This is a genomic window from Sphingomonas sp., from assembly GCF_035714405.1.
Lineage (GTDB): Bacteria > Pseudomonadota > Alphaproteobacteria > Sphingomonadales > Sphingomonadaceae > Sphingomonas.
Genome location: NZ_DASTMA010000018.1, coordinates 83,623 through 110,502 on the forward strand (window position 1 = coordinate 83,623; position 26,880 = coordinate 110,502).

Genomic DNA, 26,880 nt, shown 5'->3' on the forward strand with positions numbered 1-26,880 from the left:
ATCTGATGACCCAACCGCTGCTGCGCGACGACGACGACGAGGCGCCCGCGCCTGTCGTCGAGCATGTCTCGCTATCGGACCCTGAGTTCAAGGCGCAGCTGGCGCAGGTCATCCCCCACCTGCGCGCGTTCGGGCGTTCGCTGTCGGGTAGCAGGGATCTGGCCGACGATCTGGTCCAGGAGACGCTGCTGAAGGCGTGGGCTGCGCGGCAGCGGTTCCAGGCGGGCACCAACATGCGCGCATGGACTTTCATCATCTTGCGCAACCTTTATCTCAGCCAGATGCGGCGCGCGCGTTTCAAGGGCGAGTGGGACGATCTGGTCGCCGACCGCATCCTCGCCGCGCCTGCGACCCAGGACCGTCATGTCGAACTCGGCGACATGCAGCGTGCGTTGATGCACCTGCCGCAGCCGCAGCGAGAGGCGCTGATCCTGGTCGGCGCCGGCGGGTTCGCCTATGAGGAGGCCGCCGAAATCTGTCAGGTGGCCGTGGGTACGATCAAAAGCCGCGTCGCGCGCGGACGGGTCGCGCTGGAGGCGCTGCTGACCGAGGGCGTCCTACCGTCACGGCGCGATCACGACGCGGATACGAGCAAGACCGCGCTCGACACGATCATGGGCGAGGTCGAGGAGCTTAGCCGCGGCCGTTAGGTAGCGGCGTGACGTCGTCACCCGGGGTGGCTCGGCAAGGGACGGCTTGTTATTTCCCGTCGATGCGGCGTAGCAGATGCGCCATGTCGTCGGGCAAGGCTGGGCACTCGAACACACCGCGCAGCGCCGCGCCCACCGCGTCGGATGCCTTCGGGCGGCCGACGACCTGGTCCGTATCACGGCCTGTGTTGAGGTAGAGGGCAGGCATGCGACAAGAACCTTTAACTTGGAGCATGGTTGCGACAATTCGACTTGCCCATATGGGAACGAGTTGGGTTCAGGCTTGATCGTCGCCTTCCAAGGGCCGGAATTGAAGTCCGCGAGCGACCGGGCACGGGCATGCTCCCCGTTCTTGGCGATGCTGTCCACGCGGGAGCCCGCGCTTGTTGAACAGTTTGATCGTGGCGCCGTTTATCTTGATCTCGATACCGTCGCGCCCGACCTGGGGATCGGCGCGCAACTGCGGCTCCAGCGCCGTGCCTTGGCGCTGGCGGTGGCGGTGGGCGATCTTGCCGGCGCGCTCGACCTTGGTACCGTCACCGGCCTGCTGACCCGTTTCGCGGACGAGGCGCTCGACCGGGCGATCATCGCCGCGATCGCCGAACGGACCCCAGGCGCCCGACCTTGCGGTTTCGCGGCTATCGCGCTCGGCAAGCAGGGCAGCTGCGAGCTCAACTATTCGTCCGATATCGACCCAATCCTCCTCTACGACCCGGCGACGCTACCGTGCCGCCCCCGCGAGGAGCCCGGCGACGCCGCGATCCGCATCGCCCGTCGCGTCGTTGAGCTGCTGCAGGCACGCGATGCGGAGGGTTATGTGCTGCGCGTCGACCTGCGCTTGCGGCCGTCGCCCGAGGTGACGCCGATCGCGCTGCCGGTCGACGCGGCGATCGGCTATTATGAAAGCCAGGCGCTGCCCTGGGAACGCGCCGCGTTCATCCGCGCGCGGGCAGCCGCGGGCGATGTCGAATTGGGGCGCCGGTTTTTGGAGGCGGTGCGGCCGTTCGTGTGGCGGCGGACGCTGGATTTCAGTGCGATGGGCGAGCTGCGGGCTCTGACCAATCGCATCCGCGCTCATTATGCCGGCGGTCAGGCCTTCGGGCCGGGCTATGACCTGAAGCGCGGGCGGGGCGGCATCCGCGAGGTGGAGTTCTTCGCGCAGATCCATCAGCTCATCCATGGTGGCCGCAACCCGACGCTGCGCGCGCCAGCCACGCGCGATGCACTGGCGGCCTTGGCCGCTGCGGGGCACATTGCCGCCGAGGACGCGGCGACGCTGGCCGATGCCTATACGCTGCTCCGCACGGTCGAGCATCGTGTGCAGATGGTCGACGACCGTCAGACGCATCTGCTGCCGGCCGGACCGCAGGCTCTGGAAGGGGTGGCCCGGCTGCATGGCGTGGCGGACGGACCTGCCCTGCTCCACCTACTGCGCCCCCATGTCGCGGCAGTCGCACATCGGTACGACCAGCTCGACGGCGACGCGCCCGCGGCGCTCCCGCGCGATCCGGCGGCATTGGGGTCCTCGGTCGGAGAGGCCGGGGCGCGGCGGATCGCGGCGTGGCGCGCGGGCGCCTATCCGGCCGTCCGTTCGGCGGCGGCGCAGGCGGCGCTGGAAGCGGTGCTGCCGACCCTGGTGCCGGCGCTCGCGGCCGCGCCCGATGCAGAGGCGGCGGTGATCCGCTTCGATGCGATGCTCGAGCGATTGCCGAGTGCGATCAATATCTTCCGCCTGCTGGAGGCGCGGCCGGGGCTGCTGGCGCTGGTCGTCCAGATCCTCAGCCACGCCGAACCCCTGGCCCGCGAGCTCGGTCGACGGCCGGCGCTGCTCGACGGACTGGTCGATGCCGGCGCATTCGAGCCGGTTGCACCCGTACAACTGCTTGCCGACGAAATGCACGGCGGCGATGTCAGCGATTATGGTGCGCGGCTGGACCATGTCCGGCGGGTGGTCGGCGAGAAGCGGTTTGCGTTGGGTGTACAGATCGTCGCCGGGCGCGGCGACCCGCTGGAGGTGGCGGCAGGCTATGCGCGCGTGGCGGAGGCCGCGGTCGAGGTGCTCACCGCCGCCACGGTCGCGGAGTTCCGGACGGCGCATGGACGCGTGCCGGACAGCGAGCTCCTGATCCTGGGGCTTGGCCGATTCGGCGGCGGGGCGTTGACCCATGCCTCGGACCTCGATGTCATCTACCTGTTCACCGGCGACTTCGCGGCGACCTCCGACGGCGCCAAGCCGCTGGGCGCCACCCTCTACTACAATCGCCTGGCGCAGCGGGTGACCGCAGCGCTGAGCGTCGCGACCGCCGGCGGCGCGCTGTACCAGGTCGACACCCGCCTGCGGCCGCAGGGCGCACAGGGGCCGATCGCGGTCAGCCTCGACAGCTTCGCGCGGTATCAGGAGCAGGAGGCATGGACGTGGGAACACATGGCGCTGACCCGCGCCCGGCCGGTGTTCGGCTCCGCTACCGCGCGGGCGGCCCTGGAGGCGGTCATCGCCCGGGTGCTGAACGGGGCGCGGGGGTCGCGGCCATTGATCGCCGACGCGGTCCGGATGCGGAACGAGATGGCGGCCCACAAGCCGCCCTCAGGCCCGCTTGACGCCAAGATGTCGGCCGGCGGGCTGGTCGATCTGGAGTTCGCGGTGCATCTCGTCCAGTTGAGCCACACCGCCGGCTTCGACCCGCGGCTGGACCGCGCGATCGACGCGCTGGCGGTCGCTGGACTGGCGCCGCAGACGCTGCGGCCTGCCCATGACCTGCTCACCCGGCTGCTGGTCACGCTCCGCCTCGTGGCGCCCGACGCGGCCGAGCCGGCGCCCGCCACCCGCGCCCTGATCGCGCGCGCGGTCGGTCTGGACGATTGGGCCGCGGTAGTTGCCACCCTGGAAGCGACCCGGCAGGAGGTGCGTGGCTATTGGGAGGAAGTGACGCGTGGAGACGGCAACGCCGCTGCCTGAGGTCAGCGTTACGCTCGCGGATGGTATGCCGCTGGCGCTGCCGAGCCTGACCGGGGCGCCTGCGGTACTGTATTTTTACCCCAAGGCGGACACCACCGGCTGCACCCGCGAGGCGCAGGATTTCTCCGCGCTTTCGGAGCGGTTCTCGCAGGCGGGCGCACGGGTGATCGGTATCTCCAAGGACGCGCCCGCCAAGCTCGTCAAATTCGCCGCCAAATACGATCTCGCCGTCCAGCTCGCCGCCGATGAGAGCGGTGCTGCCTGCGAAGCGTTTGGCGTGTGGGGCGAGAAGCAGCTCTATGGCCGCACTTATTGGGGCATCGAGCGCGCGACCTTTCTGTTCGGGGCTGATGGTCACTTGATCCGGGAATGGCGCAAGGTGCGGGTCGCCGGCCATGCCGAGGCGGTGCTGACGGCGCTCGGCTGAGCGATGGCCAAGCTGAAGGTCTTTCGCACGCCGATCGGCTTTCATGACGCCTATGTCGCGGCGCCGAGCCGGCATGCGGCCCTGAAAGCATGGGGCGCCGACGCGGACCTGTTCGCGCGCGGGGTCGCGGAGCTGGTCACCGATCCGGCATTGACCGCCGAGCCGCTGGCGCGGCCGGGCGAAGTTGTGAAGCGGTCGCGGGGCTCGGTGGCCGAGCAGCTGGCCGCCGCCGCGCCACCTGAGCGGCCGGAAAAGGCACCGGCCCGGCAGGCGAAGGCAAAGCCGGCACTGCCGCGTCCGGAGCGCGATGCGGTGGAGGCGGCGGAGACCGCTCTCGCCCACGCCGAGGCCTCTCACAAAGCGGCGGAGCAGGCGCTTGCCCGCGAAGAGGCCGCGCTGGCCGAACGTCGGCGCGCTTTGCGTGATCGGTGGGCGAGCGAGCGGGAGGCGCTCGAGAATACGCGCGACGTCGCGGCGCAGCGGTATGAAGCGGCGATGCGGGCGTGGCGGAAGGTCGGGGGCTAGCGACCCCGACCCGGGCTAGTCTCGGGTGAGGTCGCGCATGGTGCTGCCGGCGATCGGCTGGTCGAAGCGGCAGCCCATTCGCTCGCCATCGGCCCACACCACCGTCGCCGGGATCGGCCAGCCGCCGTCGAGCCGCAGCCACAGCCGGTCGCCCGCCGCATGCTCGCCCAAGGCAGCGATTCGGCAACCATAAACGGACACGTCGAGGAGCGTGGCGTCCGCCGCCGACTGTCCCTGCCCGCGCACTGTCGCGCGCGACACCACGACCGTGTGCCGGCCGGCCCGGCGGAGTTCGATCGCTTCGGCGGTGTCCAACTGCCAGACATCGGTTGCCATGCCCATCCCCTTCTGACTGGCCGATCTAGCATCCGAACCTCGCCGAATTGTTAAGGCCGATGCGACCGGATGTCGGCGATAGTGCCGCCAGCAAAAACGAGTTGCGGATCGAAACCAGGTTGACTGCCTGGGCAACCATTGCCAAGGCAATGGCATGGGCTTCTACTGCGACGCCGATTTCCAGCCGGACGTCTCGGTCGGCTACCTGGCCAAGCGGGTGCATCAACTCGCGCAAGGCGGGCTGGAGCCGCTCTTCGCGCGCGAGGGTTTGACCAACGTGCAGTGGCATGCGCTGATCTCGATCTATTTCGGCCGCGGCACCACATCGGCGAAGCTGGCCCGCGATCTCAGTTACGACAAGGGCGCCACGACGCGGCTGATCGACCAGCTGGAACTGCGCGGCTGGGTGGAGCGCGCGCGCGGGCAGGGCGACCGCCGGCTGGTCGCGCTCAAGCTGACGCCAACCGGCGAGGCGGTGGCTCGTAAGTGCCGGCGGCTGGTGGTGCGCGCGTGGAACGAGTGGCTGAGCGACTGGCCGGAGCAGGACATCGTCGCCGCGATCGCGGCGTTGCAGCGGCTGCGCGGTACGTTGGAGCAGGTGGGGCGGTGAGGCGCGCGGCGGTCGCGCTGATGGTGCTGCTCGCCGGCTGTGCCGCGCCCATGTTGCGCCAGGAGGTGGCGCCGATCGCGCCTGCGGCGCTCGGGCTGACAGGGGCGTCCACCCCGGTTGCCGACCATGACTGGTGGCGGAGCTTCGGCGACCCGCAGCTGGACCGGCTGGTAGATGAGGCAATAGCGGGCGCTCCGGGACTGGCGGCGGCGCTCGCGCGGCTGTCGCAGGCGCAGGCGGTGCTGGGCCAACGTCGTGCCGAGGATGGGCCCCAAGCGGCGCTGCAGACGCAGCTGCAGGCGGCGCGGCTGTCCGGCCGCTACACCGTAGCGCCGCCATTTGGCGGCTCGGTGCGGACGGTCGGCACCGTTGGCGTCGATCTCGGCTATACGCTCTACCTATTCGGGCGGCAGCGGCTGGCGATCGACGGGGCTTCGGCGTCGTCCAAAGCGGCGGGTCTGGACCTCGCCGCCGCGCGGCTGGCGATCGCGAGCGCGGTCACCCAGACCTATCTCGATCTCGCACGCGCCGAGGCGCAGGCGACCATCGCGCGTCGTACCATCGCGACGCGGCAAGGAGCGTCGCGGCTGATCCGTGCGCAGCTGCGCAACCACCTGGCGAGCAAAGTCGAGTTGACCGCCGCGGACACCTTGGTAGCGGAGGCGCAAGCCGCGCTGACCCGGGCCGCCGGCGGGCGGGCGCTGGCCGCCAACGCACTGGCGGCGCTGGCCGGACGGGGGCCGGACCGTGCGGCGGCGATCGAGCCGGCCGCCCTGCGCCTCGACAACGGCCTGCAGCCTCCCGCCCAGTTACCGGCCGATCTGCTCGGCCGCCGTGCCGACGTCGCGGCCGCCCTGGCGCGGATTGAGGCAGCGCAAGCGGGTCGGAAGCTCGCCCGACGCGCCTGGTTTCCCAACATCAATCTCGGCGCGCTGATCGGCTTGCAGGCGATCGGGCTCGGTAACCTATTGTCGCTTGATGCCGCCCAGCTTGGGGTAGGGCCCGCGCTCAGCCTGCCGCTGTTCGACAATGGCCGCCGACGCGCCGATCTCGCGGGCGCCACCGCCGGCGTTGATCTGGCCACCGCCACCTACAATGAGGCGGTGGTGGGCGCGGTGCGCGAAGCGGCGGACGCGCTCGCGCTCGTCCGCAACCTCGGGCAGCAGCAGCGCGATGTCAGGGCGGTCGTGCGCGGATTGGCCGAGACTGCGCGGCTCAACGCGGTCCGGGTGCGCGCCGGCCTCGAGTCGAAACTCGGGGTGGTCGAAACCGACACGCGGCTGCTCGACGCCGAGCTCGCCCAGGTCAATCTCGCCGCCGATGCCACGCGCGCGCGCGTCCAGCTGCTGGTGGCGCTGGGCGGCGGCTGGGAGATGGGACGATGAGCGATCCTTTGACCGGCCGCCCCCGGGCGCGCAGGCGAGGGCTGCTGATCCTCGCCGGGATCGTGGCGCTGGCGGCGCTGGCCTGGGCGGTCATGGCATTTGCACTCGGTACGCCAAACGAGGATACGGACGACGCTTATGTCGCGGGCGACGTGGTGACGGTGACCGCGCGCGAGGCGGGTGTGGTGCTGGCGATCCACGCCGACACCACGCAGGTGGTGAAGGCGGGGCAGCCGCTGATCGACCTCGACACGGCGTCGGCGGACATCGCCTTGGCCCGGGCCGAAGCCGAACTTGCCCGCGCGGTGCGCGCGACGCGGGCGCAGATCACCGAGGTCGGCGGCGCGACGGCACAGGTCGTGCTCGCCCGCGCGCAGCTGGAGCGCGCCAATGCTGATTTCCGGCGCCGTCGCGGCGCGGCAGCAGAAGGCGCGGTGTCCGGCGAGGAACTGGCGCATGCCGCCGATCAGATAAAGGTCGCGCGCGCGCAGCTTCAGCTGGCGCAGGCGCAGCAACGCCAGAGCCAGGCGGCGGTGCAGGGCACAGATGCGAGCTCCAATCCTCAGGTGCTCGCCGCCGCCGCTGCCGTGCGTCAGGCGGCGATCGTCAGGGGGCACATGCGGGTGACGGCTCCGATCGACGGCACCGTCGCGCTACGGCCGGTGCAGCTTGGGCAGCAGATCGCCGCGGGCACCCCGCTGATGTCGGTGGTGCCGCTCGAACGGGTGTGGGTGGACGCCAACTTTCGCGAAACCCAGCTCAAGGATCTCCGCATCGGCCAGCGCGCGACGGTTACGGCGGACATGTATGGTGACGATCTGGTCTTTCACGGCCGCGTGATCGGTGTCGGCGCCGGCAGCGGCAGCGCTTTTGCCCTGCTGCCGCCGCAGAATGCGAGCGGCAACTGGATCAAGGTGGTCCAGCGCGTGCCCGTCCGCATCGCGCTCGACGCGGGCGAGCTCCGGCGCAACCCGCTGCGCATCGGCCTGTCGGTGCACGCCACCGTCGACACGGCCGATCGGTCTGGGCCCCGCCTCGGTGCCACGGCGACGCGCGCGTATCAGGGGGTCGCGACCGAGCAGCGCGCGCCGGCGGTTGAGGCACGGATCCGGCAAATCATCGCGAGCAACCGGTGACGCCGTCCTTCGTGCCGCCGCCGCTCACCGGCGCGAAGCTGGCGATCATCGCTCTCGCGCTCGCGCTGGGCACCTTCATGATGGTGCTCGACACCACCATCGCCAACGTCTCGCTGCCGACGATCGCCGGCAGTCTCGGTGTCGCGTCGGACGAGTCGACCTGGGTCATCACCGCCTTCGCGGTCGCGCAGGGAATCTCCGTGCCGCTGACCGGCTGGCTGATGGGCCGGTTCGGGGTGGTGCGCGTGTTCTGCACGTCGGTTTTCCTGTTCACGGTCGCGTCCTTCCTCTGCGGCATCGCCTGGAGCCTGCAGTCGCTGATCGTCTTTCGGATCATGCAAGGTGCGATGTCGGGACCGATGATGCCGGGCAGCCAGGCGTTGATGATTTCCGTCTTTCCGCCCGAGAAGCGGGCGACCGCGCTGGGGCTGTGGTCGATGACGACGCTGGTGGCGCCGATCATGGGACCGATGCTGGGCGGGTTCATCTCCGACAACCTGCATTGGAGCTGGATCTTCCTGATCAACGTGCCGGTCGGGCTCGGCTGCGCGGCGGTCTGCTGGAGCGGACTGAAGAACCGGGAGACACCGACACGGAAGCTGCCGATCGACACAGGCGGGCTGGTGCTGCTGGTGATCTGGGTCGGCGCGCTGCAGATCATGCTCGACCTCGGCAAGAACGCCGACTGGTTCCACTCGACCCGCATTGTCGTGCTGGCGCTGGTCGCGGCGATCGGCTTCGTCGCCTGGGTGATCTGGGAGCTGACCGACGGCAACCCGGCCGTCGATCTCAGCCTTTTCCGCAACCGCAATTTCGCGTTTGGAAACATCGCCTTTTCGGTCGGTTACGCGGTTTTGTTCGCGAACATACTGCTCATGCCGTTGTGGCTGCAAACTCAGCTGGGCTTTACCGCCAGCTGGGCCGGGCTGATAGCAGCACCCGCTGGGCTGGTGGCGGTGGTGCTGACCCCGCTGGTCGCACGAGCTTCGGGGAAGATCGACGTGCGGCTGCTAGCCACGGTGGCGTTTGTCTGCTTCGCGATCTCCTATTGGATGCGCGCCGGGCTGACCACGCAGGCCGATGTGTGGAGCCTGATCGCGCCGCAGCTGGTGGCAGGGGTGGCAATGAGCTGCTTCTTCCTGTCGATGGTGACGATCTGCCTTGAGGGTGTGCCGCCCGAACGGATGCCGTCGGCGACCGGGCTGTCCAGTTTCACGCGGATCATCGCTGCGTCCTTCGCCGCGTCGCTCGTCACCACCGCCTGGGACCGGCGCGAGGCGTTGCACCAGAGCCGCATTGCGGAGAATGTCGGCGACGGCGCCCCGCTGGGACAAGCAATGGATGCGCTGGGGCGATTAGGCCTGAGCGAGGCCCAAGCCGCCGCTGTCGTCACGCGACAGCTGGTCGGCCAGGCATATCTGCTTGCGTCCACGGACCTGTTCTGGCTGTCCGCGCTGCTGTCGGCCGGTGGCGTCGTGCTCATCTGGCTGACCCGGCGGCCGACCTCACCCAAGGCCGCTGTCGCCGCCGAGTAACTTGCGGGCTCACCGCGGCTATGGTGAGGTGGCACTGAGAGGATCCTATCATGGCCACCGCCGCAGCCGACCGCTTTCCCGCGCCCAAGGGGTTGCCGGTGGTCGGGCATCTCCACCAGATCGCACGATCCGGGCTGGTCGGCCATCTGCTCAAGGTATCGCGCGATTTCCCCGGCGGCGTGTTTCAGCTGAAGTTCGGCAGCCGGGTCGGCATCTTCGTGACCGATCCCGACGTGGTGGCGGAACTGAGCGACGAGACCCGCTTCCGCAAAATGCCTGGACCCGGGCTGCGCGTCGTGCGCCGCTTTGCCGGCGACGGACTGTTCACCGCCTTCAGCGAGGAGCCGAACTGGGGCAAGGCGCACCGGATCCTGCTGCCCGCGTTTTCGCAACGCGCGATGAAGGGTTATTTCGACCTGATCGTCGAGGTCTGCGATCAGCTCGTCGGCAAGTGGGAGCGGGCGGCGGGCACCCCAGGGGGCAGGGATGTGCTGGTCGCCGACGACATGACGCGGCTGACGCTCGACTCGATCGCGATCGCGGGGTTCGGGCACCGGTTCAACAGCTTCGAAAAAGACGAGCTTGACAGCTTCCTGGTGGCGTTGGGCGACGCGCTGAGCGAGTCGATGAGCACGATCACGCGGATGCCGTTCCAAAAGCCATTCGCGAAGAAGGCGCAGGCGCGGTTCGACGCCGCCATCGCGGAGATGAACACGCTGGTCGACGGCATCATCGCCGAACGTCGCCGCAACCCGGACGCTGCGGCCAAGGACCTGCTCAACCTGATGCTGACCGCAGTCGATCCGGAGACCGGCGAGCGCCTCGACGACCTCAATATCCGTTATCAGGTGCTGACCTTCCTGATCGCGGGTCACGAGACGACCAGCGGCATGTTGACCTTTGCGTTCAGCTATTTACTGCGCAATCCTGCGATCCTGGCGCAGGCCTATGCCGAAGTCGATCGCGTGCTGCCGAGCGACACGCTGCCCGACTATGCGCAGGTGGCGAAGCTGGAGGTGATCGAGCGCATCCTGAAGGAAGCGCTGCGGCTGTGGCCGACCGCGCCCTCGTTCAGCCTGGCACCGTTCCAGGACGAGGTGGTCGCGGGCTTCCAGTTTCGCAAGGACCGCCCGGTCAACGTCTTCTCGCCCGGCCTCCACCGCAATCCGAAGGTCTGGGCGGACCCCGACGAGTTCGACATCGACCGCTGGCTGCCGGAGAACGAGGCGAAGCATCACCCGCATGCCTACAAGCCGTTCGGCAATGGCGAGCGGGCCTGCATCGGTCGGCAGTTCGCGATGGTGGAGGCGAAGATCGCGATGGCGATGCTGCTCCGCCGCTACGCGGTCAGCGATCCGCACGGCTACCGGCTGACCATCAAGGAGACGCTGTCGATCAAGCCGGACAATTTCTACATGCGCGTCCGCTTGCGGGGTGCGCATGAGCGGTTGAGCGTCGCCGCGGTGCAGCCGGTGCAGGCGGACGCGCCGGTTGCGGCGGTGGCCGGCACCGGCAAGAGCTTCGCCGTGCTCTACGGCTCCAGTCTCGGCACGGCGCGCGAGATCGCCGAGGAGATCGCCGAGCGCGCGCGCGTCGATGGCTTCGACGTGGTCGTGCGCGCGATGGACGAGAGCCTGCGCGCTGGCGCCGAACCGGACGACAAGGTGATCGTGGTGGTCACCGCCACCTATAACGGCCGCGCCCCCGACAGCGCGCTGGAGGTCGAACGCGCGCTCGACGCCGGTCACTTCGAGGGCGCCGACTGGTCGGGCGCGAAGTTCGCCGTGCTCGGCATCGGCAACTCGCAATGGCCCAATTACCAGCACTTCCCCAAGCGCGTCGACACCGCGATCGAGGCGGCCGGCGCCGAACGCCTGATCCCCCGCGCCGAAGCGGACGGACAGGGCGATTTCGATGGCGCGGTCACCCGCTTCGTCCGCGACCTCTGGCGAGCGCTCGGCGCGGCGGAGCCGAGCGTCGCCCAGGCCGGCGGGCTGTCGCTCACGCCGGTCGACCTCTCGGCCACGCGCGCGGCAGCATTGCCGGAACACGCCCAGCGGCTGACAGTGTTGGCGAACGAGGAGCTGGTGCGGCCCGCCGAGGGGCTGTGGGACTTCGCGGTCGAGCCGCCGCGTTCCTCGACGCGGTTCGTCCGGCTCGCGTTGCCGGACGGGCAGACCTATCGCGCCGGCGACCACATTGCCGTTTATGCCCGCAACCGCCCCGACCTGGTCGCGCGCGCGGTCGACCGGCTCGGTCTGGACGGCGCATCGCAGGTCCGGGTCGACGGGCAGGGCGGCCGCTTCCGGCATCTGCCGCTCGGCCAGACGGTGACGGTGCGCCAGCTCCTGTCCGATTTCATCGAGCTGTCCGACCCACTGCCGCGCCGGGCGTTGCAGACGGTCGCCACCCGCTGCCCCGACACGCAGCGCCGGCTGGCGGCGCTTGCGGAGGCCTATGACGAGGAGGTCGCGGGCAAACGGCTGACGCTGCTCGACCTGCTCGACCGGTTCCCGGCCGCGGAGCTGTCGCTCGACCAGCTGGTCGAGCTGTCCGCGCCGATCGCGCCGCGCTTCTACTCGATCGCGTCGAGCCCGCTGGTGTCTCCGCACGCGGTCGATCTGATCGTCGGCACCACCGTCGCGCCCGCCTGGTCGGGGCTCGGCGAGCATCGCGGCTTTGCGTCGGGCTACATGGCGTCGGTCGCACCGGGAGCGGGCATTTTCGGCTATGTCCGCCGCCCCAACCCGCCCTTTGAGCCGCCCGCCGACCCCGCCGTGCCGATGATCCTGATCGGCCCGGGCACCGGCTTCGCGCCGCTGCGTGGCTTCCTGCAGGAACAGGAAGCCAGGGGCGGAGCGCCCGCGCTGCTGTTCTTCGGCTGCCGTCACCCCGACCATGACTGGTTCTGCCGCGACGAGGTGGAGGCCTGGCGCGACGCCGGGCTGGTCGAGCCATTCATCGCCTTTTCCGCCGTACCCGGACACCCCTGGCGCTTCGTCCAGGACGCGCTGTGGGCCGAGCAGGGCCGCGTCTGGGCGGCGCTCGAAGCGGGCGCGCAGGTGTTCCTGTGCGGCGATGGCCGCCACATGGCGCCGGCGGTGCGCGACACACTGATCAGCATCTGGATGCAGCAGGTCGGCGGCGACCATGCGCAAGGGTCGGCGTGGCTGGAGGGGTTGATCGAGACCGGGTGTTTCCATCAGGATGTATTTGGATTCGGCAAGTAGGGCGGCACTCACGGGGGGATAGGTCATGCGGGGGAAGTGGTTGATCGCAGGCGTCACGGTCGCGACGGGCGCGGTGGCGCAGGAGCGGGTCAAGCCTGCCGACTGGCCGGGCAAGCCGCCGGTGGCGGCGGTCAGGCCGGTGACCGAGACGCTGCACGGTACGACCTTGGTCGATCCCTATCGCTACATGGAGACGGCCGACGCCGAGACGATCGGCTGGATCAAGGCGCAAGGGAGCCATACCCGGTCGGTGCTCGACGCGATCCCGGCCCGCGCGGACTATGCCGCCAAGCTGGCGGCGCTGAGCGGATCGTTTGGCTATGTCCTCGACTATCGCGAGGCGGGTGGGCGCAGCTTCTATCAGGAGCGGCCGGCGGGCGGTGACGTGTACGACCTGATGGTCCGCGATGCCGCCGGGCCCCCGCGCAAGCTGGTCGATGTCGCCGGGCTGATCGCGCGTACGGGCAAGCCTCACGCGATCAATTACTACGAGCCGTCGCCCGATGGCCGGCTGGTAGCGATCGGCATCTCCGCCGGCGGCAACGAGAATGCGGACCTGACCGTCGTCGACGTCGCCTCCGGCCGCACGGTCGCGGGGCCGCTGCCCTATGCACGCTTCGCCGGACCGTCGTTTACGCCCGACGGCAAGCTGGCGCTGACGCTGTCGCAGGTGCTCAAACCCGGGGAGGCGCGCACCGGCACCTTCCTGAACCGCCGCTCGGTGATCTGGGACATGAAGGGCACACCGGTGGACGTGGTCGGCGCGCCGGTCGCCGCGGCGGCGGTCAAGCTCCGCCCGGACGAGGCGCCTTACGTCGGCTTCGAGCGCGGCTCGCGCTGGGCGGCGCTGATCGTGTCCGAAGGCGTGCGCAACGAAGCCGATTTCTACCTGGCCGATGCCGCCGCGGCGGCGGAGGGCAAGGCGCGCTGGCGCCGGGTCGCGGAGCGTGAGGCCGACCGCGTCACCTATGGCACGGTGATCGGCGATCGCGTCTATCTGCTCACCAAAAAGGACGCGCCCACCTTCAAGGTCAGCCGCCTCGATGCCGCCGCCGGCACCGCCGCGACCGCCGTCACCGTGGTGCCGGCGAAGCCCGGCCGGGTGCTGGAGATGCTCGCCGGCGCCGGCGACGCGCTGTATGTCGGCGGGCTGGAGGGCGTGTACGGCAAGCTGCTGCGGGTGCCGCATGGCGGCGGTGCGCCCGAAGAGGTGCCGCTGCCGGTCAAGGGTACGATCGGCCAGATGTGGGCCGACTCCACGCGGCCGGGTGTCGTCGTGCTGATGGCGGGGTGGACCGCGCCGCCGACCCATTATCGCTACGATCCGGCGACCAAGCGGTTCACCCAGCTCTGGTCGGGTCAGCGTCCGGTGGTGGATGCCGCGCGCGTCGCGGTCCATGACCTGCGCGCGACTGCCAAGGACGGTGTGCAGGTGCCCTTTTCTGTGGTCGCGCCTGCCGGTCCGCCGCGACCACGGCCGCTGCTGATCAACGCCTATGGCTCGTACGGCATCTCGCAGCTGCCGGGGTTCAGCCCCTGGCGGCTGGCGCTGGTCGATGCCGGCGCGGCGGTCGCGACCTGTCATGTCCGTGGCGGCGGTGAGCTGGGCGAGGCATGGCGGCTGGGGGGCAAGGACGACAGGAAGTTCAACACCTGGCGCGACCTGATCGCCTGCGCCGAACATGCCATCGCGCAAGGATGGACGACCAAGGACCAGCTGGTGATCACCGGCGGCTCGGCGGGCGGCATCCCAATGGGCCGGGCGATGATCGAGCGGCCGGAGCTGTTCGCGGGCGTCATCAGCCAGGTGCCGATGGCGAGCGCGATTCGCGCCGAGTTCCAACAGAACGGCCCCGTCAACACCGTCGAGTTCGGCACCATCAAGGAGCCGACCGGCTTCAAGAACCTGCTGGCGATGGATCACGCTGAAGGAGGGCACGGCCTATCCGCCGGTGATGTTCACCACCGGCCTCAACGACAGCCGCGTCGACAGCTGGCAGCCGGCCAAGGCGGCGGCGCGGATGCAGGCGCTGCCCTCGCCCAACCCGGTGCTGCTGCGCGTCGAGGGCGAGGGCGGCCACGGCATCGGTGCGACGCGCAAGCAGGGTGACGCGCTGCAGGCGGACATCGCCGCCTTCCTGTTCTGGCGCGCGGGCCTGCCGGGCTGGCAACCGGTGCCGCCGCGCCGCTGATCTCGCCCGCCGGGCGGGTCAATCCGGATCGGAACTTCACGAACCGCGCGACCCGTCCGCGGCCGGATCATCGTCCGGCGCGCGAACGGACGGCGGAGTATTGTGGTTCTGCAGGTAGCTCTCCCACTCCGCATCGCGCCGCGCTTGGTCGGCCGCTTCGCGCACGCGATCGCTCTCCTCATCGAGACGCTCCTGCTCGGCGATCTCGCGCGGGTCGTCCATCAGCCGCATCGTCTTCAGCAGCGGCCGGGCCGGGCGGGGCCGGCCGACCGCATCGGCGGCGGCATCCTCCGCCAGGTGGCGCACGGCTTGCTTGAGCATCTGCGCTGCGCCGTCGGGGTGGTCGCGATGCTGTTGCGCCGCCTCGCGCCATTTGCCGTAGCGTTCGGGCGCACGAATACGCAAAACGAACATGGCCAGTTGATTGTCGAAGCGGCGTTTCTCGCCGATCTGCTCGCCCTTGTAGAAGATCGGCGTGACCTCGCCATGGATTGCACGGCCGATCACCGCGTCGGAGAGTCGCTGGACACCGACATCGAGCGCCAGCTCCACCGCCTGGCGGAAGCTGTCGGCTCCGGGACGCGCCCGCAGATCGTAAAAGGACCGGGGCGACATGCCGACCGCCGCGCACGCCTCTTCCACGCATCCGCACGCCGCCAACGCCTGCACGACGGCGACCTGGCGCGCGGGCGTCCAGCCGTCATGCCGCGGCCGGACCTCGACGGGGGTGAAGGACGTGGCGGGCCGGGCGCCGACGGACTGCCGGGATTGCCGGCGCTTGTGCTGCTTGTTCATCCGACAGGATAGGCCACAACAGGCGGCTTGTAGGACAGCGTTTTTTCGCGGCGCCGTGTACCCACCTGCCGTCCCTTTGCAGTACGCGCTACCGACGCCGCGCGCTTGCCGGAATCGCCGCCGCAGTCCAGCATGGATCAAGAGCACGCGCCGAAGCGCGCCCGGGAGAGTTTCGATGCAGCAATTGTCCGCGCAGGACGCGTCCTTCGTCTATCTGGAGACGCCGCACACGCCGATGCATATCGGCTCGGTCGGCATCTATGACCCCTCCACGGCACCGGGCGGGTTCGTTCGGTTCAAGGACATCCTGCGCTTCATCGAGCAGCGGCTGCCCGGCGCGCGCTCGTTCCGTCAGCGGCTGGTGCGGGTGCCGTTCGACCTCGATCATCCCTATTGGATCGAGGATCCGGAGTTCGACATCGAGTTTCACGTCCGCCACATCGCGCTGCCCAAGCCGGGTGACTGGCGCCAGCTGTGCATCCAGGTCGCCCGGCTCCACGCGCGGCCGATGGACCTGACCAAGCCCCTGTGGGAGTTCACCATCGTCGAGGGCCTCGACAATATCGACGGCCTGCCGCCGGGCTGCTTCGCGCTGGTATCGAAGGTCCACCATGCCGCGATCGACGGGATGAGCGGGGTGGAGATGTCCGCGGCCGTCCACGACCTGGACGCGAAGATGACGCCGCCCGACAAGGCCGATGGCTGGCAACCGGACAACATGCCCAAGGTCGCCGATCTGCTCGCCCGATCCTATGTCAACGGGCTGGTGCAGCCGATGCGGATCATGGAGACGATCGGCCGCTCGCTGCCCGGCATGGGCAAGCTCGCAGCTTCGGTCGGCAAGGGCGACGTGTCCGTACGCAGCGCGCGCCCGGCGCCCAAGACCCGGTTCAACGGCAAGGTCTCCGCCCATCGCGCCTGGGACGCGGTGCCGTTCAAGCTCGCCGACATCCGCCAGATCAAGGACGCGGTGCCGGGTGCGACCGTCAACGACGTGATCCTGGCGGTCGTCGGCGGCGCGTTGCGCAGCTACCTTTTAGGCAAAAGCGAGCTGCCCAAGGAGACGCTGACCGCGATGGCGCCGATCTCCGTGCGGGCCGAGGGCGAGAAGGCGGCGCTGGGTAACCTCGTCAGCGCGATGGTCGTCGGGCTCGGCACGACGGTGGAAGACCCGCTGGAGCGGCTGCGCTTCGTTCATGACGAGGCGGTCAATTCCAAAGCCATGACCAACGCAGTCGGCGCGCGGACGCTGACCGATTACAGCCAGCTGATGCCGAGTGCGCTCGCCGGCATCGCGGCGCGGCTCTATACCCGCGTCGGTGCCGCCAATGCGCATGCGCCGGTGTTCAACTGCGTGGTGACGAACGTGCCGGGCAGCCGTGTGCCGCTGTATTTCGGCGGCGCGCGGATGGTGGCGATGTACGGCACCGGGCCGGTGTTCGACGGCATGGGGCTGATCAACACCATCTACAGCTATGGCCCGACCGTCGCGATCTCCTTTACGGGCTGCCGCGACGCGCTGCCCGATCCGCAGGGCTATGCCGACGCCCTGCGCGAGTCCTTCCGCGCGCTCAAGGTGGCGGCACAGGCCCATGCGGGGGAACGCAGCCCGTCGCCGCCGGTTGAACTCAACGACAACAGGCCCGCCAATAAGGTCGGCAGCAGGAGGAAGAGCAATGGCTGACACGGACAACGCCGCCGGCACCGCTGCCGACGAGGCGAAGAGGAACGCCGACTTCGCCGCCAATCAGGCGAAATCGGGTGCCGACCAGGCGGCGAACTTTGCCAAGGGCGCGACCGACCGGATGCGCGACGCAGGGCAAAAGGCGCAGTCCGCCTTTCAGGAGCGCGTGATGGAACCGGCACAGCGCGCCGGCCAGGCGATGCGCGAAGGCGGGCAGAAGATCGCCGAGAACAACCAGCAGATCGGCGTCAAGCTGATCGACCAGGCCGAGCAGAATACCGCCGAGGCGTTCGCGGCGATGCGCAAGGCGGCGGAGGCCAAGGACCTGTCCGACGTGATGCGCATCCAGGGCGAGTATCTGCGCGAGCAGAGCCAGCGCAGCATGGCGCAGGCGCGCGAGATCGGCGAGCTGATCGTCAGTTTCGGCCGCGATGCAGTGGGCGCGATGCGCAGCGGTGCGGGCGGACCGCGGACCGGCGGCGAATAGGGTATCGGCCACCCCGGCGGTCGGCCGGGGTGGCCCGTTGCTCAGGCGTTGCCCGCGCCGGGGTACATCCAGCTCTTGAAACCGCGGCGGTCGAAGCGGCGCTGTTCGCCCGGCTTGCGTGCGAGCCGGTCCGCGACGGCATAGAGCACCGCCGGGTTGACGCCCAGCCCGCAATGCGAGCCATGGACCTCGATATTCTCGGCCGTGTCGCTCTCGACCTCCTGGCAGGTCTCCCACGCGACGACGCCATCACCCTTGGTGTAGATGGCGGTGGAGGGGACGCTGGGCGGCGCGGCGATCTCGGCGATCATGCCCTGGGTATGCTGCCCGTCAACCGCGGTGCCGCTCATATACTCATAGAGCCGCCAGACGTTGGACGACTTCGGGCTGCCGTTGAAGGGGCTGCCGAGGGTGATGACCTGGCGGACATGGTCCGGCGCGCGGCGGGCGAGCAGGCGGGCCATGACGCCGCCGAGGCTCCAGCCGACGAGGCTTACCTTTTGACCGGTCGCTTCATGGACCTCTCGCAGGCGCTCGACGAGCTTCTCGCCCTGCTGCCCGATCGCACGGGGGCCGAGATTGCGGCCGAGGTTCCAGGTATGCGCGTCGTAGCCCAGCGTCCGCAGGAACCGGCGCAGCACGCGGGTTGATGTGTCGCTGGTCATGAAGCCGGGCAGCACGAGCACCGGGTGGCCGTCGCCGCGCGGAGCGGTGGCGATCAGCGTGCCCATCGAAACGGCCATGCTGCCCCACTCGGCAATAGCGCGGGGCAGCTCGGTCAGCGCGAGCAGGGCCGAGGGCGGCTGGATGCGGCGGGGTTGGGTCATGTTGAGGGCGGCGGTCGCCATCGGAAGTTCTCCTTGCAGTGCAACATAACCGTCGGCGGCGAGGTTGGTTCACTCACACCCCGAACGCCTGCTGGCGGGCGGCATGGCGGGCGGCGTCGAACGACAGGATCGCGAGGTCGTGCGAGCGGCCGTCACGGCCACGCACCTGGTCCTTGAGCAGCGCCTCCGCGCGGAAGCCCAGCCCCTCGAACAATGCCACCGACCCGCTCTGGTCCGGGGTCATCCGCGCAGTCAGCTTGGCGAGGCCGCGGTCGCGCGCGATGGCGAAGATCGCCTCGAGCAGGTCGCGGCCGACGCCCGCGCCGCGACGGTCGGGACTAACCAGCAGCCGCACCTCGCCGACATGCGCGCTCCAGCCGAGCGGGTCGCGCACCAGCGCCGCCGTGCCGGCCACCCGAGGCTCTGCGGCGTCCTGGTCTACCGCCAGCAGGCTGTCGATCCAGCCGTCGCCGATCGCCTCCAGCCACGCCTCGATCACGCGCGGGTGGTTGAGGTCGCGACCCAGGAAGAGCAGGTCATGCTCCGGCAGCGTCCGGGCGAACGCCGCGACCCGTTCGCGGTCAGCGGGGTCGAAGCGGCGGATGAGGTGGCTCATGTGCTTCGCTGTCCCAGCCAATCGACGAGCTTCGGCCACAGCCGCTTGATCGCGTTGCCGCCCGCGACGAGGCTGACATGCCCGCCCTTCAACACGACCTCTTCCTTGTCGGCGGAGCCGATCATGCCGATCAGCGGTGCCGACGCGGCAGTGGGCACGATGTGGTCGTGCTGCGCGGCGACGTGGAGGAACGGCACCTGGATGCCGCCGAGCTCGACCGGTCGCCCGCCTACGTCCATGCGCTCGTGGAGTAGCCGGTTGTCCCACATCAGCTTCTTGGTGGTCTCCCTGAAATACTCGCCGGCCAAGGGCAGGATATCGCTCGCCCAGCGATCGAACATCCGAAAGGATTTCACGAACTGCTCGTCATAGAGCTGGTCGACGACCCTGATCTGTTGCGCGATCCGGGCACCCGGTTTCAGCATATCGAAGGCGGTGTAGAGATAGTCGCCAGGGCAGTTGCCGAGCGTGTCGACCAGCCGGTCGACATCGAAGAAGCGGCGGTCGGACCAGCTCTGGAACATGTCCATCGCGGTGAAGTCCACCGGCGTGGTGAAAGTGACGAGGTTGGCGAGGCCCTGGCGTGAACCCTCCAGCGCCGCCCACAGCAGCGACAGGACGCCGCCGAAGCAATAGCCGACCACGGTCAGATCGGGCTCGCCGGTCTCGCGCCTCACCCGCTCGACCGCGCTGGGCAGGAAGTCGAGGACGTAGCTTTCCAGTGTCAGCGTCTTCTCGTCGGCGCGTGGCGCCTCCCAGTCGAGCATGAACACGTCAAAACCGGCGCGGAGCAGATACTCGACCAGGCTTTGGCCCGGCACCATGTCGAAGATGTAGCCGCGGTTGGTGGTCGCCATCACCAGCAGGATCGGCACGCGGTACACGTCATCGACCAGGGGGCGGTAATGGTAGAGCCGCATCGTGCCGCGCTCAATCAGCACATCCTTGGGCGTGGCGCCGAGCTGCGGGCCGGCAGTGGTGAAGTATTCCAGCCCCTTCAGATTGCGTTGCAGCGCCCGCTCGAACTCGGTCGCGGCGGCGCTGAAGAGCTCGGGCGCGCGCAGGCCCGCGGCGGTGGCCATGCCGCGCCTAGCCGCCGGCAGCCGGGGCGGGCGGCTTGCGACCGCGCGTCGGCTTGGGGCGGATCGGCGCGGGCAGGGCGGTGCCGGTCAGGTGCGCCTCGATCCGCTCCAGCGTCGTCTCGATCCGGCCGATCCGGGCGGAGAGGTCGGCGAACTCGGTGCGGCTGGGCAGGTTGGCGGCGGCGAGCGCGCGCTCGGTGATGCCGTTCATCGCCGCCTGCGCCTCCACCTGCGCGGTTTGGCCGGCATGCATGACACGCGACCACTCGCCGGTCTTGAGCACGTCGCCGCCGACCCCGTTGGCGAGCTTCTCCCATTCGCCAAGCATAGTACGGAAAAAGGCGCCCGGGTCCGTGGCCATGCTGCGCAGCATCGGCGCGGCATGGGGGCGCGTCAAGGGGTCGGGGAGAGCGCCGCCAAGGTCGAGTCGCCGCCGAGCGCACGGTACAGCGCCACCCGGTTGCTCGCGCCGACCAGGCCCGTGCTCACCAGCGTGCGTTGCGCGGCATAGAGCGAACGCTGCGCGTCGAGACTGGCGAGGAAGGTGTCGATACCGCCGCGATAGCGTGCCTCAGTCAGGCGCTGGGTATCGGCGGCGGCGGCGACGAAGCGGCGGTTGGCGGCGATCTGGGCCTCGATCGTGCCTTGGCGGGCGAGCGCGTCCGCGGTTTCCCGGAAGGCGATCTGGATGGATCGTTCATAGGTGGCGAGCGCGGCGTCGCGCTGCGCCTGGGTCAGGGCCACGTTGGCGCGGCCGGCGCCGGCGGAGAAGATGTTGTAGCCGATGCTCGGGCCTGCCGAGAAGTTGAACGCGCCGCCGCTGAACAGCGAGGTGAGCGCGTTCGAAGCGAAACCGAGCACCCCAGTCAGCGACAGGCGCGGAAACAGTGCCGCCCGCGCCGCACCGATATCGCCGTTGGCGGCGCGGAGCTGATATTCGGCCTGGACCACGTCGGGCCGGCGCAGCAGGACGCTGCTGTCGACCCCCGCCGGCAGCGCGACGATGCGGGGCGCGGCCTCGTCGATGCTCATCGGCAGCAGCGGCGCCTCGACCGGCGCGCCGACGAGCAGTTCCAGTGCGTTGCGATCTTGCGCGACGGCGGTGGTCTGTTCCGCCACGTCCGCCTGCGCGGTCGCCAGGATCTGCTCGGCCTGGGCGAGGTCGGTGCGGGGGCTGACACCGCCCTGCAGCCGCGCGCGGGTGAGGCGAACGCTCTGCTCGGAGACGGTCACCGTCTGCTGCGCCAGCCGCAACAGACTACGATCCGCCGCCAGCTGCAGCCAGGCATCGGCGATGTCACCGACCAGCGTCAGGCGGGTTGCGCGCGCGGCGGCTTCGGTCGCGAAATAGCGGTCGAGCGCGGCGCCCGTCAGCGAACGAATGCGGCCGAACAGGTCGATCTCGAACGCGGTGACGCCGACATCGACCGAGAAGCGGCTGTTGGTGCCGCCGCCGCTGCTGACCGAGCCGCCGATGCCGGTGGTGTTGGCGTTGCCGCCGCCGCTCCGCGACAGGCTATAGTCCGCGCCGGTGTCGACGCGCGGCAGCCGTTCGGCGCGCTGGATCCGGTACTGCGCCCGTGCTGCTTCGATGTTGGCGACCGCGACGCGGAGATCGCGGTTGTTGACGAGCGCGCGGGCGATGAGCTGTTGCAGGCGCGGATCGGCGAATACCTGCGCATAGGTGACGGACGGCAGCGCCGCTTCCGACTGGCGCAGATAGGCGTCGCCGACGGGCCATGATGTGGGCACGGGCAGCGCGGGTTGGACGTATTTGGGCGCCAGCGAACAGCCCGACAGGGCGGCGAGCGCGATGGCGGCGACGACCGGCCGGTTCATGCCGGCTCCGCCTTCGCGCCCTGATGTCCGGTCGGTTTGCCGCGCAGCTTGGCGATGCCGTCGCGCACGCCACGGCGGACCAGGATGAAGAAGAAGGGGATATAGAATACCGCCAGCACGGTCGCGGTCACCATCCCGCCGATCACCGACGTGCCGATCGCGATCCGCGCGTTGGCGCCGGCACCGGTCGAGATGGCGAGCGGCAACACGCCGAAGATGAAGGCGAGGCTGGTCATCAGGATCGGCCGCAGCCGCAGCCGCGCCGCCTCCAGCGCGGCGTCGATCACGCGCGCGCCCTTGCGTTCGGCCTGTTCGGCGAACTCGATCATCAGGATCGCGTTCTTGGCGGCGAGACCCATCGTCGTAAGCAGCCCGATCTGCAGGTACACGTCGTTCTGAAGGCCGCGCAGCGTCACCGCCAGGATCGCGCCGATCAGCCCCAGCGGGATGACGAGCAGGACGGCGAGCGGGATCGACCAGCTTTCGTACAGGGCGGCCAGGCACAGGAAAACGACCAGCAGCGAGAGCGCATAGAGCAAGGGCGCCTGGCCGGCGGACAGCCGCTCCTGATAGGACAGGCCGGCCCAGGCGACCGAGGTGCCGGGCAGGTCGGCGGCGAGCTGTGCCATGCGCTCCATCGCCTCGCCCGACGACGAGCCCGGCGCCGGCTGCCCCTGGAACTCAAAGGACGGGATGCCAGAGAAGCGCGACAGCGTCGTCGGCGCCTGTGCCCAGGAAATCTGCGCGAACGAGGAAAAGGGCGCCATCTGGCCATTGGCCCCGCGCACGAACCACTGCGAGATGCTTTCCGGGGTCGCGCGGAACGGCGCGTCGCCCTGCACATAGACGCGCTTGACGCGGCCGCGGTCGACGAAATCGTTGACGTAGCGCCCGCCCCAAGCGATCGATAGCGTGTTGTTGACGTCGCTCTGGGTCAGCCCCAGCGCCGCAAGCTCCGCCTGGTCGACATCCAGCTTCAGCGTCGCGATATCTGGCAATTCCGAGAGACGTACGGAGGCGAGCGTCGGGTCCGCATTGGCGGCGGCGAGCAGCCGGTCACGCGCGGCTGCGAACTCCGCCCGCGACAGTCCGCCGCTGTTCTGCAACTCCATCGTGAAGCCGTTGGTCTGGCCCAATCCACGGATCGCGCCCGGCACCAGCGCGAACACCTCCGCGTCGCGCAAGCCGCGAAAGGCCGCAGTGGCGCGCCGGGTGATCGCCTCGGCGCCGTTTTCCTCGCCCTTACGCTCGTCCCACGGTGCGAAGTTGATGAAGCCCTGGCCGGTGTTCTGACCGGCCGCGCCGCCGCCGCCGCCGCCGGACACGGTGAACATGACGGAGACGTTCTTCGCTTCCTGACGCAGGAAATAATCCTGCACCTGCTCCTGGACCTGATAGGTCCGGCCCTGGGTGGCACCCGCGGGCAGGCGGAACTGGACGCTGGCGGCACCCTGGTCCTCGGTCGGCAGGAAGCCGGTGGGCAGCCGCAGGAACAGCACCGCCATCACCGCGACGATGGCGGCATAGACCAGCAGGGCGATCCACTTGCGATCGACGACCGCACGGACCCCGCCCAGATACCGGTCCAGACCGCGTTCGAAGCCGCGGTTGAACCAGTCGCCCGCCCGGCCGATCAGGCCCATCGCCCGTGGGAACCGGCGCGCCAGCCGGCCGCCCTCGGCATGCTCGTCGCGCCGCTTCAGCAGATGCGAGGTGAGCGCGGGACTGAGCACCAGCGCCACCACCACCGACAGGATCATGGCGGAGATGATGGTCAGCGAGAACTGCCGATAGATGACGCCGGTGGAACCGCCGAAAAACGCCATCGGCAGGAACACCGCCGACAGCACCAGGGCGATCGCGATCAGCGCAACCGTGATCTCGTCCATCGACCGGATCGTCGCCTCTCGCGGCGTCATCTCGGGATTCTCGTCGAGCAGCCGCTCGACATTCTCGACGACCACGATCGCATCGTCGACCAGCAGGCCGATCGCCAGCACCAGGCCAAACAGGGTCAGCGTGTTGATAGTGAAGCCCGCGAGCGCGAACACGGCGAAGGTGCCGAGCAGCACCACCGGCACCGCCAGTGTGGGGATAAGCGTCGCGCGCCAGCTCTGCAGGAACACGAACATCACGATAACGACCAGCACGATGGCTTCGATCAGCGTCTTGACGACTTCCTCGATCGACAGCTTGATGAACTGGGTGGTGTCGTTGGCGTAGTTGAACTTGAGGCCCGCCGGAAAGCTCTTCGCGGCATTCTCGACATGCGCCTTGACCAGCTCCGCCGTCCTCAGCGCATCGGCGCCCGGCGCGAGGTTGATCGCCAGACCTGCGCCGGGATGACCGTTGATGCGGTTGCGCGGGTTGTAATTCTCCTGCCCTAGTTCGACCCGGCCGATGTCTCCCACTCGCACGACCGCGCCGTTGGTCTGGGTCTTCAGGACGATGTTGCGGAACTGATCGGCGGTCTGCAGCCGCGACTGGGCTGTCACGGTCGCGTTCAGCATCTGCGTGTCGGGTTGCGGTTGTCCGCCGATCTCGCCGGCCGCGACCTCCGTGTTCTGGGCCTGGATCGCGGTGACCACGTCGCCTGGGATCAACTGGACACTGGCGAGCTTCGCCGGGTCGAGCCAAATGCGCATCGCATATTGCGAGCCGAACACGTTGGTCTCGCCGACGCCCGCGATCCGCCCGATCGGATCCTGCAGCGTCGAGACCATGTAGTCCGACACGTCGCCGTTGGTGCGTCGATCGGTCTCGTCATAGACGCCGACGATCATCAGGAAGTCCGGATTGGACTTGGTGACGGTCAGGCCCTGCTGCTGGACCTGCGCGGGCAGGCGGCTGATCGCCTGCTGCACGCGGTTCTGCACCTGCACCTGCGCGATGTCTGCATCGGTGCCCTTCTCGAAGGTGGCGGAGATCGTGACTTGGCCGCGCGAAGAGGATGAGCTGGTGAAATACAGCAGTCCATCGATGCCGGTCAGCTGTTGTTCGATGATCTGCGTGACGCTGCTCTCCAGCGTGTCGGCGGACGCGCCGGGGAAATTGGCGCGGATGTTCACCTGCGGCGGCGCGACGTCGGGATATTGCGCGATCGGCAGCGTCCGGATCGCTCCCAATCCGGCGAGCATGATGATGATCGCGATGACCCACGCAAAGATCGGGCGGTCGATGAAGATGCGGCTGATCATGGCGTGGGGTTCAGCGCGCGCCGCCGGCCGGCGGCGCCTGGACGCGCTGCGGCGCGTTCGCCGGCACCGGGCGCACCGGGATGCCGCCGCCGCTCTGCGCGGCCGGTGCTGCGCCGCCGGCGCTCGCGGCTGCGCCATTGCGGCTGCCACCGCGCCGGGCGGCGGCTTGCTGAAGGCGGCCGAGCCCCTGAGTGATCACCCGGTCGCCGGGCTGCAAACCCTCCGTCACGACCCAATATTGCCCTTGTGTGCGTTCGGCCTTGACCGTTCGGCGCAGCGCTTGGTTGCCCGGTCCGACGACGTAGAGCGTCGCACCGCCCCGCGGATCGCGGCTGACGGCGGGCTGGGGTACGAGGTACACGCTGTTGTCGATCGCCTGGGCGAAACGGGCGCGGACGAACAGGCCGGGCAGCAACAGCCCGTCGCGGTTGGGAAAGCGCGCGCGCAGGGTCACGGTGCCCGTCTCCGCCCCGACCACCGCTTCCGCGAACTCGACGGTGCCTGCGGCCGGATATTCGCTGCCGTCGGGCAGCGTCAGGCGGACCTCGGCGCGCGCGGGCGCGGCACCGCTCGCCGCCATCTGACGACGGAGCGCGATCAGGTCGGCAGCGGACTGCTGGATGTCGACGAAGATCGGGTCGAGCCGCTGGATCTGCGCGAGCGGCTCGGCCTGGCTGGTAGAGACCAGCGCGCCGACCGTGAACAAGGATCGCCCGATGCGCCCGGATATGGGCGCCGGGACCGTGGTGAATTTGAGGTTGATCCGCGCGGTCTCCAGCGCCGCGCGGTTCTGCGCCACCTGCGCGCTGCCCTGCCGCGCCTGGGCGACCGCGTTGGTATATTCCTGTTGCGACACCGCCTCGATCCGCGCCAGCGGCGCGAACCGTGCCGCCTGGGTCTGCGCGGCCCGGGCGGTGGCCTGGGCTGCCGACAGGTTCGCTGACGCCTGCGCGACGGCGGCCCGGTACAGCGACGGGTCGACCTCGTAGAGCGGCTGACCCTGCCGCACGAGCGCGCCCTCGGTGAAATAGCGGCGGCGGATGATACCCGACACCTGCGGGCGGACATCCGACGACTCGTACGCGCTGGTGCGTCCCGATAGCTCCGCGACGATCGGCGCGGTGGTTGGTTGGACGACGACAAAGCCGACCTCGGGGGGGCCTTGACCGGCCCCGCCGCGTCCGCCCGCCGGCTGCTCGGTCCCGGAGCCGCAGGACGTGAGCAACAGCATCGCCGCCGGGCCGACCATCATCCGTGCGCGTGCCTTGCTCAAATCGCCTCGCTTGCTGCTCTCTTCACGGATGCTCCGCCCTTGCCCCAAGGTCAGCCTTGTTGCCATAGCTCCGGCGCCGAAATTGTGCAGCTGCGAAA

General features: G+C 69.4%; 22 protein-coding genes and 1 pseudogene. 13 read left to right on the top strand and 10 right to left on the bottom strand.

The window, feature by feature from the left end; translation table 11 throughout:
- Positions 1-5: 5 nt before the first annotated feature.
- The gene (locus VFQ64_RS07240; RefSeq protein ID WP_325102628.1) at positions 6-650 is read left to right on the top strand and encodes a sigma-70 family RNA polymerase sigma factor; all 645 of its coding nucleotides are present in this window, start codon (positions 6-8) and stop codon (positions 648-650) included.
- 49 nt (positions 651-699) lie between these two features.
- Here the strand turns inward: VFQ64_RS07240 and VFQ64_RS07245 are convergent, their stop codons facing one another.
- Positions 700-858, bottom strand: coding sequence for a hypothetical protein (locus VFQ64_RS07245; protein ID WP_325102629.1), 159 nt, complete (start codon positions 856-858; stop codon positions 700-702).
- Between the two features lie 150 nt (positions 859-1,008).
- Here VFQ64_RS07245 and VFQ64_RS07250 point away from each other — a divergent pair, with 150 nt between their 5' ends.
- The 3 genes from VFQ64_RS07250 to VFQ64_RS07260 are packed head-to-tail and all read left to right on the top strand — an operon-like array spanning position 1,009 to position 4,558.
- The gene (locus tag VFQ64_RS07250) at positions 1,009-3,606 is read left to right on the top strand and encodes a DUF294 nucleotidyltransferase-like domain-containing protein (RefSeq protein ID WP_325103408.1); all 2,598 of its coding nucleotides are present in this window, start codon (positions 1,009-1,011) and stop codon (positions 3,604-3,606) included.
- Positions 3,607-3,631: 25 nt separating this feature from the next.
- Positions 3,632-4,033 (top strand): peroxiredoxin, encoded by a 402-nt coding sequence (locus VFQ64_RS07255; RefSeq protein ID WP_325103409.1) that lies wholly within the window; start codon positions 3,632-3,634, stop codon positions 4,031-4,033.
- Between the two features lie 3 nt (positions 4,034-4,036).
- On the top strand, positions 4,037-4,558 hold the full coding sequence (locus VFQ64_RS07260) for a hypothetical protein (RefSeq protein WP_325102630.1): 522 nt from the start codon (positions 4,037-4,039) through the stop codon (positions 4,556-4,558).
- A 15-nt stretch (positions 4,559-4,573) separates the two neighbouring features.
- Here VFQ64_RS07260 and VFQ64_RS07265 read toward each other — a convergent pair whose 3' ends face one another.
- Positions 4,574-4,894 (bottom strand): PilZ domain-containing protein, encoded by a 321-nt coding sequence (locus VFQ64_RS07265; protein WP_325102631.1) that lies wholly within the window; start codon positions 4,892-4,894, stop codon positions 4,574-4,576.
- Positions 4,895-5,048: 154 nt separating this feature from the next.
- Here VFQ64_RS07265 and VFQ64_RS07270 point away from each other — a divergent pair, with 154 nt between their 5' ends.
- From VFQ64_RS07270 to VFQ64_RS07300, 7 genes and pseudogenes are all read left to right on the top strand, one after another.
- A complete protein-coding gene (locus VFQ64_RS07270; RefSeq protein ID WP_325102632.1) occupies positions 5,049-5,504 on the top strand; it encodes a MarR family transcriptional regulator in 456 nt (151 codons plus the stop codon).
- Complete coding sequence (locus tag VFQ64_RS07275; RefSeq protein WP_325102633.1) at positions 5,501-6,889, top strand: efflux transporter outer membrane subunit; 1,389 nt, start codon at positions 5,501-5,503, stop codon at positions 6,887-6,889. The genes VFQ64_RS07270 and VFQ64_RS07275 overlap by 4 nt, the downstream gene beginning before the upstream one ends.
- Positions 6,886-8,025 (top strand): efflux RND transporter periplasmic adaptor subunit, encoded by a 1,140-nt coding sequence (locus tag VFQ64_RS07280; protein ID WP_325102634.1) that lies wholly within the window; start codon positions 6,886-6,888, stop codon positions 8,023-8,025. Before VFQ64_RS07275 ends, VFQ64_RS07280 begins: the two co-directional genes overlap by 4 nt.
- Positions 8,022-9,560 (top strand): DHA2 family efflux MFS transporter permease subunit, encoded by a 1,539-nt coding sequence (locus VFQ64_RS07285; protein WP_325102635.1) that lies wholly within the window; start codon positions 8,022-8,024, stop codon positions 9,558-9,560. The genes VFQ64_RS07280 and VFQ64_RS07285 overlap by 4 nt, the downstream gene beginning before the upstream one ends.
- A gap of 50 nt (positions 9,561-9,610) precedes the next feature.
- A complete protein-coding gene (locus VFQ64_RS07290) occupies positions 9,611-12,790 on the top strand; it encodes a bifunctional cytochrome P450/NADPH--P450 reductase (RefSeq protein WP_325102636.1) in 3,180 nt (1,059 codons plus the stop codon).
- A 25-nt stretch (positions 12,791-12,815) separates the two neighbouring features.
- A pseudogene (locus tag VFQ64_RS07295) lies at positions 12,816-14,705 on the top strand (prolyl oligopeptidase family serine peptidase); the annotation flags it as partial.
- A gap of 40 nt (positions 14,706-14,745) precedes the next feature.
- Positions 14,746-14,982: a prolyl oligopeptidase family serine peptidase gene (locus tag VFQ64_RS07300; protein WP_325102637.1), complete on the top strand. Its 237-nt coding sequence runs from the start codon at positions 14,746-14,748 to the stop codon at positions 14,980-14,982.
- A gap of 36 nt (positions 14,983-15,018) precedes the next feature.
- Here VFQ64_RS07300 and VFQ64_RS07305 read toward each other — a convergent pair whose 3' ends face one another.
- Entirely contained in the window at positions 15,019-15,777 is a 759-nt protein-coding gene (locus VFQ64_RS07305; RefSeq protein WP_325102638.1) for a hypothetical protein, read from the bottom strand.
- 175 nt (positions 15,778-15,952) lie between these two features.
- Between VFQ64_RS07305 and VFQ64_RS07310 the strand changes: the two genes are divergently transcribed.
- Positions 15,953-17,461 (top strand): wax ester/triacylglycerol synthase family O-acyltransferase, encoded by a 1,509-nt coding sequence (locus VFQ64_RS07310; protein WP_325102639.1) that lies wholly within the window; start codon positions 15,953-15,955, stop codon positions 17,459-17,461.
- A complete protein-coding gene (locus VFQ64_RS07315; RefSeq protein ID WP_325102640.1) occupies positions 17,454-17,948 on the top strand; it encodes a phasin family protein in 495 nt (164 codons plus the stop codon). Before VFQ64_RS07310 ends, VFQ64_RS07315 begins: the two co-directional genes overlap by 8 nt.
- A gap of 41 nt (positions 17,949-17,989) precedes the next feature.
- On the opposite strand, the gene VFQ64_RS07320 is transcribed toward VFQ64_RS07315, so the two are convergent.
- The 7 genes from VFQ64_RS07320 to VFQ64_RS07350 are packed head-to-tail and all read right to left on the bottom strand — an operon-like array spanning position 17,990 to position 26,758.
- Positions 17,990-18,796, bottom strand: coding sequence for an alpha/beta hydrolase (locus VFQ64_RS07320; RefSeq protein WP_325102641.1), 807 nt, complete (start codon positions 18,794-18,796; stop codon positions 17,990-17,992).
- A gap of 52 nt (positions 18,797-18,848) precedes the next feature.
- Positions 18,849-19,391 (bottom strand): GNAT family N-acetyltransferase, encoded by a 543-nt coding sequence (locus tag VFQ64_RS07325; protein WP_325102642.1) that lies wholly within the window; start codon positions 19,389-19,391, stop codon positions 18,849-18,851.
- Positions 19,388-20,473 (bottom strand): alpha/beta fold hydrolase, encoded by a 1,086-nt coding sequence (locus VFQ64_RS07330; RefSeq protein WP_325102643.1) that lies wholly within the window; start codon positions 20,471-20,473, stop codon positions 19,388-19,390. Before VFQ64_RS07330 ends, VFQ64_RS07325 begins: the two co-directional genes overlap by 4 nt.
- A 7-nt stretch (positions 20,474-20,480) precedes the next feature.
- Positions 20,481-20,834: a hypothetical protein gene (locus VFQ64_RS07335; protein WP_325102644.1), complete on the bottom strand. Its 354-nt coding sequence runs from the start codon at positions 20,832-20,834 to the stop codon at positions 20,481-20,483.
- Between the two features lie 32 nt (positions 20,835-20,866).
- Complete coding sequence (locus tag VFQ64_RS07340; protein WP_325102645.1) at positions 20,867-22,312, bottom strand: efflux transporter outer membrane subunit; 1,446 nt, start codon at positions 22,310-22,312, stop codon at positions 20,867-20,869.
- Positions 22,309-25,509 (bottom strand): efflux RND transporter permease subunit, encoded by a 3,201-nt coding sequence (locus tag VFQ64_RS07345; RefSeq protein WP_325102646.1) that lies wholly within the window; start codon positions 25,507-25,509, stop codon positions 22,309-22,311. Before VFQ64_RS07345 ends, VFQ64_RS07340 begins: the two co-directional genes overlap by 4 nt.
- A 10-nt stretch (positions 25,510-25,519) precedes the next feature.
- Positions 25,520-26,758: an efflux RND transporter periplasmic adaptor subunit gene (locus VFQ64_RS07350; protein WP_414712890.1), complete on the bottom strand. Its 1,239-nt coding sequence runs from the start codon at positions 26,756-26,758 to the stop codon at positions 25,520-25,522.
- Positions 26,759-26,880 lie beyond the last annotated feature (122 nt).